We start from the raw sequence: 14,402 nt of genomic DNA, 5'->3' as shown, positions 1-14,402 counted from the left end.
CAGCGACTTATAGAGAATGATCCGAGTTTTTTCTCTATTCGAAATCGATCGAATCGACGGCATCAATCGGGAACAATAGATTTCCATCCGTTTTCAAAAGAATATAAAAGCTATCGTGTTGATAAACAAAACCTTTTACTTTAGAACCGTCTTTGAAATAGATAACTCTTTCTATATCCGGCTGATTCTTATCTTTTAGAATTTGAATCAAAGGAGTATTGTCCAACTTAGCAACCAGGGACTTGAGTTTTTCGACTTCCCTTAAATCAGTGGGAGGAAAACGAACCATAGAATTGAATTTAGCGGTAAGATCTTTTTCTTCGCTTGGAAGAAGATTTTTAATCTTCTTACTAAGATTCTGATCGATCGCAAAGACATGATCTCCGTTTAATTTTTGAACGTCCGAGGAAAGCGCAAAAACGAAATCACTTTCGACTTTGATTCCTTTTGCTTTTGCCTCTTCAATGCTCTTTTCCAGAGATCGAATTTTCTTAAGACCGGATTCGGGAATTCCCTTCCAAGATAAAGATTGGCCCCGATTGATTTCAACTTTTTTACTTTGGAATAGAATCGGAAAATTGAGTTTTAAAAAATCTCGTTCTTCCTCACTCAGAATGTTTGCGGTTTTCTCAAAAGCAACCGAAGGTCCGGTTTCAATTTCAACCTTTCCATCCAGAACATTGAGATCCAGTTCCGAATGAGATTCTCCGATTTTTCGAGAATAAACGACTTTCGTGCCGACCAAAAGGGCACGCACATCCGGAGAAAGAATGGAGAGCAATCCGTCGGAATCTACAGACTTGCTATTTATCGAATCGATAAGAACCGATCCTCGATCTACGTTTACGGAAGAATTTTTTCGATTTCCCGTTACCGAAACTTCCGAATCCGGAAGAACGCGAACCGCTACGCTCTTAGCTCCTTCAACTTGAAACTCGCAAATGGAATAGTTACCGGAAACCAATTTCCGATTTAAAAGATTCGCTCCCGGTTGAGAAGCGATTCCGTCGATTTTGCAATCTCCATAAGAATTTATAAATGCTTGGTCTAATTTTGTCTCTGAATCGGACTGAAAACCAAACCAGATCGAAATCCCGGAAACAAGAAGAATAGCTGCGGCCAAACTGGAAACGATCCAACTGGACCGAAAAATCGAATTCTTAAATTCTAATAGTTTACCGAATTGATTTTTTTTAGCTTCAGATCCGCTTTCGTCTTTCGAATCTGAAAAGGCATAAGATACGATTGCATTTGTTTGAGTTGCGGCTTGGTACATAGAACGGGCCTTGCCGTTTTTGAGTACGAAATCGAGTAATTCTTTTTTACCTTCCGTATTCAATTCGCCAAAGAGATATTTCCCCAGTAGGTCTTCGAATTGTTCTATGTTATCAACTTTTAACTTCATAGTAGAGTTTAGAATTGTAGCCCTTGACTTTCCATTTTTTCTCTCAATAAAGAGACGGCTGAAATCAATCTTCTGCTGACTGTTCTTTCCGAAATTCCAAGCGCGAGCGCGGTTTCTTTCAGAGTCTTTCTTTCTAATTCCTTAAATAGTATTATACTCTTTTCGGGTTCAGGAAGACTCTCAATTGAATCTTTTATTGCTTTTTCTAAAAAAGCTTTCTCTAAATTTTCAGGAATTTCAGGATTAACTTCTATATCTATGACCAGATCACCGATGCTAAGATTTCCAAATTCCTTTTTCTGCTTATTATAATGCTTGAAATACAAGTTTTTTGCAATGGAACAAGTCCAAGTGCTAAAGGAAGCGATCTTTGGATCAAACTTCGCGAAGAATGTGAACGCTTTCAGAAAGGCTTCTTGCGTTAGATCTTCGGAAACTTCCGGGTCGCCGGATATTTTGAGAAGAAAATGGTAAACCGTCCGATGGTTTTCTTCGTATAGTGTTGAAAAATCTGTAGAATCGGATTGAACCATTTATAAAATGCTGTGAAACCAGGGTTTTTGCAGTTTTTCACAGAAATTCTGATCCTAAAAGCACAAAAAAGAAATTAAATCCCGTCATCCGTTACCAAATTTATTAAAAACTATGTCAGATTATCTTTGGAATGACCGAATCAAAGGGTTTCTACGCTCTTATAAAAGACGATTCGTTTTTAGAAGCCTTCTGTTTTCAGCCTTTCTGATTCTTAACTGCGCGGCCCACGATTTTGAACCGAAGAGTTCGAGCTGTTCCGGAAAATCCAAAAAAAGAAATGAGTGTTACGAAAAACTTTTTGGCTACTGCGTCTTCAACGACGTAAGCACGGATAAACCCTTAGGAACTCTTTGTACTACAAATTCTGGGGTGGTTCTCCTCCTTTCTTGTAGCGCCCTCTATCCGGAATGTCCTTCCACATCTTCGTCGTCTTCCTCTTCTTCGAGTAGTTCTTCCAAATAACTTTGGTTAGATTCTGGACGAAGAATTTAATTTCGGAAATACAGTATACAAAGGGGATTTTTCGAAAATGATTTCGAAAAAAACTTTTCCGCTACAAATTTCAGTGGGTCTTAATGTTATTAGTATATATGAGTAACGACGAGTTTACTTCGATTGAAATGATTCCCGGATATTTGGGCGGAAAACCCTTTATCAAAGGAACTGGGGTTCGTGTTTTAGAAATACTGGATTTGCTCTTATCGGGAATGTCGAGAAAGGGAATTCTTCGCGAATATCCCGGAATCTCAAATGACGACATTGACGCTTCCGTTGCCTACCTGGAAGCAAAGCTGGAAATCGCCAGGCAAAACGAATATTTAAAGCAGAAAGTAGGTTAAAAATCTAAAATTTATTTATTAGAAATCCTGCATGTGATTTTCAGTCTAAATAAAATTATAGGAGAAAGATTTTAGATTCTTTCTCCTATAATCGGCCCGCCTACTTTTTGCATCATTCTTTCTTTTGTAAGAATCAAATCTTCCCGGTTATCTGCGGCCATCTCGGCCGGACCATCCAAGTAAATAGCGCCTTTCGGACAGGCTTCTTCGCACAATCCGCAAAAAATACAACGTAACAAATTGATCTCAAACTTTTTGGCGAACTTATCTTCGGGATGAAGATGCTGAATTTCCGGAGTTACTTCCGCCGCTTCGATATAAATCGCATCTGCCGGACAAATCCACATACAACAAAAACAACTCGTACATCTCTCTCTACCCTGTTCGTCGCGTTTCATCGTATGCATTCCGCGAAAACGAGTAGAATACTTTCTTCTCTTCTCGGGAAATTCTATCGTTACGGTTCCTCTCAGAATCGTAGCTTTGATAAAATGTTTGAGGGTGATCCAAAGTCCTTTCCCGATGGAATAAAAATAGAATTTTTCATACCAGGTGAGTTTATGCCGACTCGCGACATGTATTACATTAACGGTTCCCAATTGAGCTAACCTCCTTCGGAGAAGAAGACAATTCTTTTACTAATTCGGCGAGCCTTTGAAATACGGATCCGGAACTCAACAGCCCTTTAAGCGGATCCATCGCTTTTTGAAAACGTTGATTCAATCCATTCTTATTGGTAAAGGAACCCGCTTGTTCTGCAAAGGTTTGGATCGGAACTCCGTAAGCGACGCCCGAAAGATCCGAAGTCAAATTCGTATTCAACAAAACAACGGTAGTCTTAGAAGAAATAGACGGAAGAACATCCTTTAGATTTTCCTTAATTACGAAAACAAGATCGATCGCTCCCGATTCTATGGAGTTGCGTATCGATTCGATTCCCTGTGACGAGATAAATCCCGCGTCCACTCCGCCTCTTGTGTTTGGTCTTAAATCGGTGGTCATGAGGAAATCTTTTTGTTCCGGCGGTTTTGATTGAGCGGAATCCACTCGAACTTCCAAAACTACGGATTTTCCAAAGGATCCTGCGCTCTGCAAAATCGATTTTAAATTCTCATTGGATTCGGACCCGCCGCCTAAGATCGCAATTTGATTCGCTTGTATGATTTTTTCCGCGATCGCCGGTAAAACAACACCGCTTTCCGAAGATTTTCCTTCCTGATAATATGCGGAGAGACGGTTTTCATTCAGCCAATCGATATCAAAGCGGCCTTTGTCGCAGAGAAAATACATATCCTTTTCCTCGTCGATACGAGGCATATAACGATACATCTTGTTGTCTCTTACGTTTGTCGTGATATTACATCCCGTACTACAGCCGTGACAGATGGATTCGGCGTTCTTATACCACCAAACTCTCGATTTGAATAATGTCTTGTTGTTAAGAAGGGCTCCGGTCGGACAGATATCCGCGAGTGCGCCTTGAAAATTATGATGAATCGGTTCATTCTTCGCGAGACCGATGATCGAATGATATCCCCTTTCAAAAAGTCCGAGATTGGATTCTCCTACGATCTCTTCTTCAAACCGAACACAACGATAACAAACGATACAACGATTGTGATTGATGATAAGATTGGATCCGATTTCTTCCTGAGGCACATTCCTTTTTTCTAATGTAAAACGGGAATTTCCTTTTCCTTCTTTGAATGCGTTGTCCTGAAGTTGACATTCCCCGGCTTTGTCGCATACGGGACAATCCAAAGGGTGATTTGCGAGGAGAAACTCCATCGTTCCTTCGCGGGCTTCTTTGATTCGATCATTCTTAGTAAATATGGAAAGGCCTTCCGTGACCTTGGTATTGCAGGCAGCTTGAAGTCTTGGAACCCCTTCGATTTCGATGAGGCACATTCTACACATACCTACGATGGAAAGTTTTGGGTGATAGCAGAAGAAAGGAATTTCTATTCCGACGTCTTTCGCAGCGGAGATAAGATTTTTCTTTTCATCTACCTCGTGCTCGATTCCGTCGATTTTGATTTTTACCATGGAATCATCCTTTTGATTAAACCCGGGTATTGGGAAACAATTCTATAGAAACGTACCGTTCCCATTCTGGCAACCTGTTTCTAAAAGTTCGCAGTTTTCACTCTTTCACTTTCCGATTCTTCCGAAAGTTTTGAAACTCTTCTCTCAATTTTGAGACTGATTCTTAAAGTTCTAAGTCGTTGTAATAATCCGGAATTTTCGCCCATTTTTGAAACCAAAGCGGGTTCATCGCTCTTTGATAGAGATAGGCGTCTACAAGAACTAAGTTTACGACGGCCTCGATGATAGGAACCGCTCTTGGAAGGACGCAAGGATCGTGACGACCCTTTGCTTCTAAAGTGGTTTCTTCTCCCTTAAGAGTTACCGTATTCTGCTTTTTAAAAATCGTAGAAGTAGGCTTGAACGCAGCTCGGATTATGAGCTCTTCTCCGTTCGAAATTCCGCCTTGAAGTCCGCCGGAATTATTGGTTTTGGTTCGAACGCGTCCGGTCCCTTCTTCGACATAAAATTCATCGTTATGCGCGCTTCCCGTAAGAAGTGTTCCCGAAAATCCCGAACCCACTTCAAATCCTTTGCACGCGGGAATCGAAAGAATTGCTTTTGCAAGATCTCCGTCCAATTTATCGTAAACGGGATCGCCTAAACCGGGCGGAAGGTTGTAGGAAACACATTTGATCGTTCCTCCGACGCTGTCTCCGGCTTCTTTCATTTTAAGAATCAAGTCTCGCATCGCATCGGCGCTGGACGTTTCAGGACAACGAACTTCGTTTTGATCGACTTCTTCTCTCGACTTAGGATAATTCTCACCGATCTTAGATTGAACGGGTCCGATCGAATCAACCCAAGCCACGGTCTCGATTCCTAAATCGTCCTTGAGTATCATTCTTGCGATCGCGGCGGCCGCCACTCTTCCGATCGTTTCTCTGACGGAAGAACGACCTCCGCCGACGTGAGCGCGAAAACCGTATTTTACTTGGTATGTATAATCTGCGTGAGATGGTCGAAATGTGGTTCTTAAATTTTCGTAATCTTTCGAAATCGTATTTTGATTGTTAACGATCAACGCAATCGGAGCTCCGATTGTTTTCCCTTCGAAAACGCCGGAGACAACGCGAACCGTATCGGCTTCGTCCCGAGGTGTTGTCAAATTGCTTTGTCCGGGTCTTCTTCGGTTTAAGTCTTTTTGAATTTCTTCTAAACGAATGGGGATTCCCGCAGGAACTCCTTCGACAACAACTCCCACGGACTCGCCGTGAGATTCTCCAAACGTACTGACTTTAAAAATTTTTCCCCAACTTGAAGGCATAATACCAAGAAAACAAGGTAAAGCTCAGGGATAAAGCGCGTTTCTGAGAGAATCCTTTGGTTTTGTCAGGCGACGGAACGAGGAGCGGTTCCTCTAAAATTCTGGTCGACCTTCTCAAAAAGATTCGGTTCTAATTCAGGATCGATAATGTAGATCACTCTTCTCGGATCCATACTGTTGTTCAGATTAAAAACTGCCTTTCTCTTATCCTCGCGGAAAGAATGTGGATCGTATCCTTCGATCTTGATCTTTCCTTTGTTGGTAATCAACGGGCGGATCGTTCCGATTCTTTCCAAAAGCGGTCTTGTTTGGTGTCTGTAGATTTCTTTGATGACACAGGTTTCAAAATGCACCTTTCTCTGAGAATCCATTGAAACAACGATGATATAATCCCCCGGGTTCAGAACGCTCTGATTTTCGCAAAGACTCAGCGCCATTAAATCGAAAAAGTCTCGAACGATCTTTTCGTTATAAGAAAAGAAACTATTATTCAAAATGAGCTTCATCGAAGTGAGCGCGTCGTAAGCGGGACGCCATTCCTGTTCGGAACTGAGAGAAGCAAATTCTCCCGCGATGGAAATGATTCCCGGATCTTCGTCCGTATAAGTACTATTTAACAAATGATGAATTTGTCTCTGAATATCTTCGATGAGAGTTTGTTTCGTTTTATCGTCTTTGTATTTCTGAAGATACTCGGTCAATTTCCGAATCAACATGTTGGTAGAAGGATAATTGTTATTCAGACCTTCTCCCCTAAAAGTTCTATGACTGTTGAGAACAGCGGACTTAACTTCGGAATCGATTCCAGTCAGATTTCCGATCATAAGATAACTGATAATCGGATGATTTTTGATATAATCGAATTCTTCCGGTCTGAGATTGGAATGATTCGGAAGTTTCATTCTGGACTTTCCGATATCGACCATGTAGGAAGCGAGCATAACGTTCAATTGTTTTGTTTTTTGAAGATCGTTTTCCGCTTTGTTCAAAGCTTTCATTCCGCGAAGTTTCATCGCCATAGAAATCACTGTTCTTTTTGTCATGATTTCAGAATCCGCTCTTACCCCGGCCTGTCTCATCACTTCGATGACGTTGACAAGTCCGAGTTCCATGTCGGAACTCGATTTAAAATCCACAAGGATATCATCGATTCCTTTTTGTACTTTTCGAATGTGATTGTTGTTTAAAGGAAAATGTTTTAGTTCTTCTAAAAGATCGGAAGCTTCCCTGGCAAGAGCGATGGTAAGATCGGTATTGATCAGTTTCGTAAAGGAAACTTCACGGCCGTGGATAGAGTCCGGTTTTTTATTCTTAACTATTTTATCTTTTTCTGATATAAGAAAAAAGATTCCCTGACTTTCGAATTTTTGAAGTCTAGTAATGTCTTCTTCGGAAGCGTCCGACTTCTTGTGAATTAGAATCTGACCATTCTTATTATAAAAATCTACTGGGATTTCGCTCTGACTTACAAAACTCTTAATTACGTCCGAAGTGAATTCAAACTTCTCCAGGAGTTCCTTGTTAACAGAATGTGAGTTAATGCTCATATTACAACTCTTCTTTTAAATTGCCCGTAGGCGTCGTTTTGGAAGAGAATCGCGTACCATAAAAGGTGAATGCAATCCTTTCTTAGCGAATAGAACATACGACTGGAAAAAAATTATTTAGCAGTCTTCGATCTACATTTTATTTGCGATTCTGTAGAGAAAAGTTCATTTCGGAAATATTCTTTTTGTAATACTTCAAATCGAAGGCAAATGTTTAATCTTTAAGCAGGCGGCAAGAATCGGTGTGTCGTATAACGATTCCTTCGTTCGATCGGGATAAAGATAAAAAGGAAAAGAGATTTTGAAACAGTTAAAACGCTCCTTTGTTTAAAGAGAGCGTCAGAAATATTCTTTATGCGCTTTCTTTCGGAATTTCTCCGGTCTGTTTGACCAATTCTTCATAAAGATATCCGTCCAGCTCCGGATCGAGAACGTAAACGATTCTTCTTGGATCCTGATTCTTCTCCAAATTGAAAATTGCCTTTCTTCGATCCAACTTGAAAGAACTCAGATCAAATCCCGAAATTCTTAGTTTTCCCATATTGCTGAAATTAGGGCGGATCGTTCCGATTCTTTCCAGCATAGGACGAATCAGAGTTCGATACATTTCCCGAATGATACAGACTTCAAAGAATACCTTTTGATTGGAATCTTGAGTTACTACGATTACAAAATCCCCTTCTCGAATGAAAGGTTGGTTATTACAAAGAGATAATCCGATATGATCGTAAAAATCTCTCAGCGTTTTCTCATTATATGCAAAAAAACTATTATTCAAAATCAGCTTCATCGCAACCAAAGGTTCGTATGCATCTCTCCATTCCTGTCTTGTGGTTAAAGACGCAAATTCACCCGCGATTGAAATCACACCGATATCATCCATCGGAAGATTGTTTGTAAGAATATTCCGAATTTGTTTTTGAATATCTGCCACCAACACGGTGCGTTTCGGATCGTCTTTGTATTTTTCTTTATAAAGATTGAGTTTTTGTACGAGTATTTTCGGTTGCGGATAATTGTTATTCATCCCTTCGCCCTTGTGAGGGCGGTGATGATTGAGAACCAAAGTTTTAATACTATCGTCAAGGTCGGGAAGATTTGCAACCATGAGATAACTGATGATTGGATGATTTTTAATATATTCAAATTCTTCCGTTTTCAGATCTTTCTGAATCGGAATTTTCATCTGAGTATAACCGACGTCGGCTAAATAAGAAGACATCATCAAATTCATTTGATCCAGTTTTTTCTGTTCCATATCGACTTTAGTAAAAGCCTTACCGGCTCTCACCTTCATCGCCATCGAAATCACGGTCCGTTTTGTTAAAATTTCAGAGTCCATCGGCACGCCGGCCGCGCTCATAACTTCTATGATGTTAACGAGACCGTTTTCCATATCCGGAGTGGATTTAAAGTCATCCAAAATTCCGTCGATGGATTTATTGAGTTGTCTTACCTGTCCTCCGTTTAGAGGGAACTTTTTCAGTTCAGATAAAAAGCCGGAAGCATTCTTCGCAAGATCAACGGTAAGATCAGAATTAACTAATTTAGAAAAACTGACTTCTCTGCCGTTGACGCTATTCGGGCCGGTGGCTTGTTTACCTCCGGAAATTTTTTCAAATTCCGATTTGAGAAAATAAATCCCCTGACTTTCAAACTTGAGAAGTTTGGTTATATCTTCTCCGTTTGCATTTTCTTTTTTGTGAATGAGGATCTGACCGTTCCTGTTGTAAAAGTCTACAGGAATGACGCTGTTAATCTTAAAATGTTGAATGATTTCTTCAGTGAAATCGAACTTCTGTAAATCTTTTTGTGCGTCCATGAAAATCGTCGTGAAATTGAAATTCGTATTAGAGGTGGTTAACGATACATAACGTGGAATAATTCTCGTGGAGAAATCCCATTCTTAGTCCAAGAAACGGTAGGAATGAACCTTTTGCACTGAATATTTTTCTTAAAAGCTGAAAAAAATTATTTTCCAAATTACTTCCAAGAGGAATTCAAACTGATTTCGAGAATATTCCTGCTGAGTCTTTCTTCCAGCGAAGAACCCGCAAAAGCTCCGCCTTTGGAATCCGAAAGAACGAACGTATCCTGCGCTTGATTCCCGGTTCGGTCCGTTCGAATCGTTGCGGAATGAATGTTAATTCCGTTTTCTTTTAAAACACCGGTAACAAAATAAAGAAGTCCTTTTCTATCGGGAGCTTCCAGATATAATTTTGTTCGAGTCCCGTCTTCGATGTCTTCAAAATCAAGTTTAGAATCATTGCTAAGATGGTATGTATTTCTGAGATCGATTTCACTCGAATGATGAATGATTTCTTCCAATGCGGAATCTTCGGTAAATACCGAGGACATAAGAATTCCTAATTTGGAAGCTTTGATTTTAGAATCCGTTTCTTCGGACTTTAGAGTAAAAACATCATAACTGTAAGACTGACCCTTTTCTTCAATCGTCTGAATATCGCCGGAAACAATTTCCCAACCCATAAAGAACATTGCTTTCACCATCTTATGAAGAGTTCCGGGAGCCGTTTCGGACGTTTTGAGGGTCACAGTGTAAAGTCCGTTTTCCTCTTTGTAGTGAAAGTTAATCATCTCATTGGGCCTACTTACTACCATAATAGTCGGTTTCTAAAAAAACGAGTCTTTTCCGGGTGTATTCTGTCTCTTAGCAGGTGAAAAATTCTTGCCTCGACCTTTCCTGGAAAAAGAGTCAAAGTAGAGTGGAAATGAAAGATATTTGCCGAAAATAAAAGGACTGAATCTTCCAAAGACGGTATGAAAAGACCTCTCGAATACAACCCGGAACAGCTGATCCAAAAATCGGACCCCTTGCCTCTTGATAAGGAAAAAGGATCTTCGAAAAAATGGAAAGCCCCGAATCCCAAAAAAGAAAAACCTTCGTCGGAAAACGAGGGTGCGCCCGGGTTATTGATTTTCGGACTTTTCCGTTTTGTTAAAAAGTATAGGGGAAGAATCTTTATCATCATCGCGCTTCTTTGTTTTGAGATAGGTTTTTACGCGAGTATTCCTTTTAGTTTTAAATATCTCATCGATGAAGCGCTCATCAATCGAAATCAAAACGCTCTCTACTGGATCGGCGCCTACTTGGCTGTGGGAACCGTCACGTTTGCGATCTTAGGAACGCTGAGAGATTATCTCTACAACTGGGCTTCTTCCAGAATCATTCAAGACCTTCGGTTGCAGATGTATGAACATCTGGATCAATTGAGTCTGGATTTTTTCTCAAACAATAAATTAGGCGATATTCTTTCTCGATTTTTTAACGACCTTGCGTCTTTGGAACACGCGTTACTCGCCTTTATACCCTGGGGTCTTGGTCCTTTGCTCGAAGCGTTTTTCGGAACCATTCTTCTTTTTCTTTTGGATTGGAAATTGGCGCTCATCGCTTTGTTGATCTGGCCGATCAGCTTTTTAGGACCCGGTTTTCTTTCTAGAAAATCCACTGAGATCAGTTATTCTCGAAAATTAGAAGAAGCTCAAGTATTGAGTATGGTGGAAGAATCTATCTCAGCCCAGAATCTTATCCGCGCTTACGACTTAAGCGATTATTTCTTCAACCGATTTAAGAATAACTGCGAAAAACTTTTTCAAGTTTCTTTGAGGCTTGGTCTTACAAATTCTTATCTGGAACGTTCCGCAGGATCCGGAATTCTAATACTTCAGGGAGTTCTTTTGTTGGCCGGGACGGCGTTCGCCTATAACAATACGTTGAGCATCGGAACTCTCGCCGCATTCCTACCTCCATTCTTAAATTTGAGTTATTCCCTTTTATATCTTTCTCAATATCTTCCCGCGTTGAACCACGCAAGCGGATCAGCAAAAAGAATATTAGAATTATTGCGTGCTCCTGTCTTTGAATCGGATCTGGAAGAATCTTCTATTCCCGAATTGAAACAAGAGATTCGTTTTGAAAACGTTCACTTCCGTTACAAAGGGAGATCTAAAAATCTGAGCGATATATCTCTCAGCATTCCAAAAGGAAGTTACACGGCGATCGTGGGCGGTTCCGGAGTGGGTAAAAGTACTTTTATCAAACTCCTTCTCGGAATGGTTCAACCGAACGAAGGAAAAATTTTGTTCGACGGAATCGATTTGAATTCGGTCTCCAGAAGTTCGGTTCGATCTCTGGTCGGAGTTGTATTCCAAGAAACGTTTCTTTTCAATACTACGATCTTTGAAAATATCCGAATCGGAAAACCGAGCGCTTCCTTAGAAGAGGTAATTGAAGCCGCAAAACGCGCTGAAATTCACGAGCTGATTCTTTCGCTTCCGATGGGTTACGAAACCAACACGGGAGACCGAGGAACAAAACTCTCCGGCGGAGAACGGCAAAGAATCGCGATCGCTCGCGCTTTTTTAAGAAATCCTCAGATTCTTCTTTTGGACGAGGCGACCTCTTCTTTGGATCCAGTGACCGAAGCAAGAATTATGAAAACACTTTCCTTATTGAGAGAAGGAAGAACCGTAATCTCAGTCACACACAGACTATCCACGATTCGAGAAGCGGATCAAGTCTTTCAGATAAGAAACGGAAAACTCGAAAGATTCGCCGTTCCAGAACCGGAACAACACGCGATGGTTCTTTAAGGAATTCGGTTTCCGACTTGCAATTTTTTTCACCCCTATTTTAGATTTTCCAAATGCTTTTAGTGCCCACATACATAGCCGATTCTCCGATCGGAGGCTTTGGTCTTTTCGCCGGAAGAGACATTCAAAAAGGTGAATTGGTTTGGAAATATCATCCGAAAACCGTCTGGGTTCTCACCGATCAAGAACTCAATTCTCTGCCACCGGCGATTCAAGAAATGTTCCGCACGTATTCTTATCAAACGGATGGGAAATGGTTCTACTGCTCCGATAATTCCAAGTTTATGAACCACAGCGACGACCCGAATACCAAAGAAGATTTTACGAGCGATCATACCAATCCCATGGGCCAAGACAGTGCGACGAGATTGATTCGGATGGGAGAAGAGCTTACCTGTAACTATAAACTCTTCGATGAAAATTGGAATATTAAACTCGAATCAGCTTCCTAAACGAATTTGCTCTTTGAGCTGAATTGCCGCGAGAGCATAACCGCCGTCCGCAGAATCCACGAAATGCACTTCTCTTACGGATCCTTCATGCAACGCGCACGTCATAAGGGCGCGGTCTGAAATATGATAACCGAAATACAACTTTCCTTCTTTGTAAAGCCCTTGCAAAAAATCGATGAATGCTTCTCTCGACTTCGTATCACAAGCGACTACCATCTTTAAGGTTCCGTCGTATTTTCGAAAGTCGGACGCAATGATTTGGGATTTCCTCAACTCTCGTAACTCCATACCGTTGACCTTGGGACCGAATTTCCATTGCGTCTTAACCGCGAGGTTTACTGCAAATCCTTCGACTTTGATTTTGAGAAATCTGAGAAAGTGTAAGAATCCTTTTTTACTTCCGGTGTGAACCGTCGCTTCTTTGTTATAATATTTGCCGGATAGATCTACCTTGATTCCGTCTTCAGTCAACGGATGAATCTGCGTATCGTTTCCGAGAAGAATTCCGATCTGGTCTAAGATCAACTTCAACAAACCGGGATCGGAAGAAGTTTGAATCGGATTCAATTTAATGATAAAAGAAACCGTCTCGCCCCGATGACTTGGAATGTCTTGCCAACGACAGGTAAAACCTGTAAAATCCGGTTTGATCTTTGCCTTATGAGTCAGTGGAATGATATACGGATTTGTAGAATCATCCTTCTTAACAAGATTCTCCGCCGCGTCCAGTGCGCTCCCAGTAAGAATGGCTTGGTTATAGAATTCGGAAATTTTAAGTTTACAAAGTTTTAATTCTTTCCCGGATCTTTTTAGATCTCCTACGTTTACGATCCCCGCTCTCAGCTTTAATCCAAAATTATTTTTTACCAATTCTCGAATGGAGAATAGAATATCTTTTACTCCGGGAAGAACGCTGTCCGGCAAAAGAAGAGTCATTCCGTCTCCGCCGAATAAAAACGGATAATCCATATCGCCCATCAAATTGGAAACCGCCATCGCGGTCACACCGCCGGCAATATTCACGTCTTTATAATTTCCGTTGCGGATCGCATCGGTAGAATTCACAACATCCGTGACGATCAGATTCCAATCGTCGGGCACAGTGTAGTAATTGGACGGTTCGATGATTTCGGTAAAAGAAGAAAGAAACGGGAGATATTTATAGAAGTTTTCAGTATTTACACTTGGTTTTTTATCCGCGGTCTGGATCATTTCTCGTTCACCTAATTGATATTTTTTTAATTTTAGAATCGAATCCGTTTGTAAGTTTGAACGAAACGTTCTTACATTTCGAACTTACACCTCAACCACAATCGTATCGAACGAAAGAGGATCCTATTCTTAGACGCTTTTGAAAAAATTACACTTATTTTTTTGCCTTAGCAAAACGGGACTTACTTTTAGAATGAAGACATAAGCGGCCTTTCTAAAATCGAACTCTATCTTTGGAAAGAAGGAACTTGTCCTTGTTCCGCAAAGGATCGCTGAAAAAAAGATTGAAATCGGACTTAAAGTCCGTTTGGAATACAATCTCGGCAAAAGAATCAATTTTAAGAATAGAATACGATTCTTAAAAAACACGAGAATTGAAATGCTATTTTGATTCAAATTGAAACTTCAAAACAAACCAAGTCCGAGTGGAATCTGGTTTGTTTTGAA

General features: G+C 40.6%; 13 protein-coding genes. 4 read left to right on the top strand and 9 right to left on the bottom strand.

Annotated features, from left to right (window positions below; all coding sequences use genetic code 11):
* Nucleotides 1–34 precede the first annotated feature (34 nt).
* Together rsx and A0128_RS00750 are read right to left on the bottom strand one after the other, a co-directional pair.
* On the bottom strand, nt 35–1,405 hold the full coding sequence (gene rsx / locus A0128_RS00755) for an LIMLP_03685 family anti-sigma factor (protein ID WP_069605784.1): 1,371 nt from the start codon (nt 1,403–1,405) through the stop codon (nt 35–37).
* An 8-nt stretch (nt 1,406–1,413) separates the two neighbouring features.
* Nucleotides 1,414–1,938 (bottom strand): RNA polymerase sigma factor, encoded by a 525-nt coding sequence (locus A0128_RS00750; protein WP_069605783.1) that lies wholly within the window; start codon nt 1,936–1,938, stop codon nt 1,414–1,416.
* A gap of 112 nt (nt 1,939–2,050) precedes the next feature.
* Between A0128_RS00750 and A0128_RS00745 the strand changes: the two genes are divergently transcribed.
* Both A0128_RS00745 and A0128_RS00740 read left to right on the top strand, forming a co-directional pair.
* On the top strand, nt 2,051–2,401 hold the full coding sequence (locus A0128_RS00745) for a hypothetical protein (RefSeq protein ID WP_069605782.1): 351 nt from the start codon (nt 2,051–2,053) through the stop codon (nt 2,399–2,401).
* Between the two features lie 128 nt (nt 2,402–2,529).
* Nucleotides 2,530–2,778 carry a DUF433 domain-containing protein gene (locus tag A0128_RS00740; RefSeq protein ID WP_069609017.1) on the top strand — a complete coding sequence of 83 codons (249 nt, stop codon included), beginning with the start codon at nt 2,530–2,532 and terminating at the stop codon, nt 2,776–2,778.
* A gap of 71 nt (nt 2,779–2,849) precedes the next feature.
* On the opposite strand, the gene A0128_RS00735 is transcribed toward A0128_RS00740, so the two are convergent.
* From A0128_RS00735 to A0128_RS00710, 6 genes are all read right to left on the bottom strand, one after another.
* Nucleotides 2,850–3,377 carry a NuoI/complex I 23 kDa subunit family protein gene (locus tag A0128_RS00735; protein ID WP_069605781.1) on the bottom strand — a complete coding sequence of 176 codons (528 nt, stop codon included), beginning with the start codon at nt 3,375–3,377 and terminating at the stop codon, nt 2,850–2,852.
* Nucleotides 3,364–4,824, bottom strand: a complete 1,461-nt coding sequence (locus tag A0128_RS00730) for an NADH-quinone oxidoreductase subunit G (RefSeq protein ID WP_069605780.1) — start codon at nt 4,822–4,824, stop codon at nt 3,364–3,366. The genes A0128_RS00735 and A0128_RS00730 overlap by 14 nt, the downstream gene beginning before the upstream one ends.
* A 163-nt stretch (nt 4,825–4,987) precedes the next feature.
* Entirely contained in the window at nt 4,988–6,130 is a 1,143-nt protein-coding gene (aroC, locus tag A0128_RS00725) for a chorismate synthase (protein WP_069605779.1), read from the bottom strand.
* A gap of 65 nt (nt 6,131–6,195) precedes the next feature.
* Nucleotides 6,196–7,677: an HD-GYP domain-containing protein gene (locus A0128_RS00720; RefSeq protein ID WP_069605778.1), complete on the bottom strand. Its 1,482-nt coding sequence runs from the start codon at nt 7,675–7,677 to the stop codon at nt 6,196–6,198.
* Nucleotides 7,678–8,029: 352 nt separating this feature from the next.
* Entirely contained in the window at nt 8,030–9,499 is a 1,470-nt protein-coding gene (locus A0128_RS00715; RefSeq protein WP_069605777.1) for an HD-GYP domain-containing protein, read from the bottom strand.
* A 161-nt stretch (nt 9,500–9,660) separates the two neighbouring features.
* Nucleotides 9,661–10,275, bottom strand: a complete 615-nt coding sequence (locus A0128_RS00710) for an ACT domain-containing protein (RefSeq protein WP_069605776.1) — start codon at nt 10,273–10,275, stop codon at nt 9,661–9,663.
* Nucleotides 10,276–10,458: 183 nt separating this feature from the next.
* Here A0128_RS00710 and A0128_RS00705 point away from each other — a divergent pair, with 183 nt between their 5' ends.
* Both A0128_RS00705 and A0128_RS00700 read left to right on the top strand, forming a co-directional pair.
* On the top strand, nt 10,459–12,291 hold the full coding sequence (locus A0128_RS00705; protein ID WP_069605775.1) for an ABC transporter ATP-binding protein: 1,833 nt from the start codon (nt 10,459–10,461) through the stop codon (nt 12,289–12,291).
* A 53-nt stretch (nt 12,292–12,344) separates the two neighbouring features.
* Nucleotides 12,345–12,743, top strand: a complete 399-nt coding sequence (locus A0128_RS00700; RefSeq protein ID WP_069605774.1) for an SET domain-containing protein — start codon at nt 12,345–12,347, stop codon at nt 12,741–12,743.
* Here the strand turns inward: A0128_RS00700 and A0128_RS00695 are convergent.
* Nucleotides 12,732–13,955: a DUF3095 domain-containing protein gene (locus A0128_RS00695; RefSeq protein WP_069605773.1), complete on the bottom strand. Its 1,224-nt coding sequence runs from the start codon at nt 13,953–13,955 to the stop codon at nt 12,732–12,734. The two genes, A0128_RS00700 and A0128_RS00695, sit on opposite strands and share 12 nt — an antisense overlap.
* Between the last annotated feature and the right edge of the window lie 447 nt (nt 13,956–14,402).

This window comes from Leptospira tipperaryensis, assembly GCF_001729245.1.
In the GTDB taxonomy this organism is placed as follows: Bacteria; Spirochaetota; Leptospiria; order Leptospirales; family Leptospiraceae; genus Leptospira; species Leptospira tipperaryensis.
The sequence above is the reverse complement of the archived record's forward strand: the minus strand, read 5'-3'. Positions and strand labels throughout refer to the sequence as shown.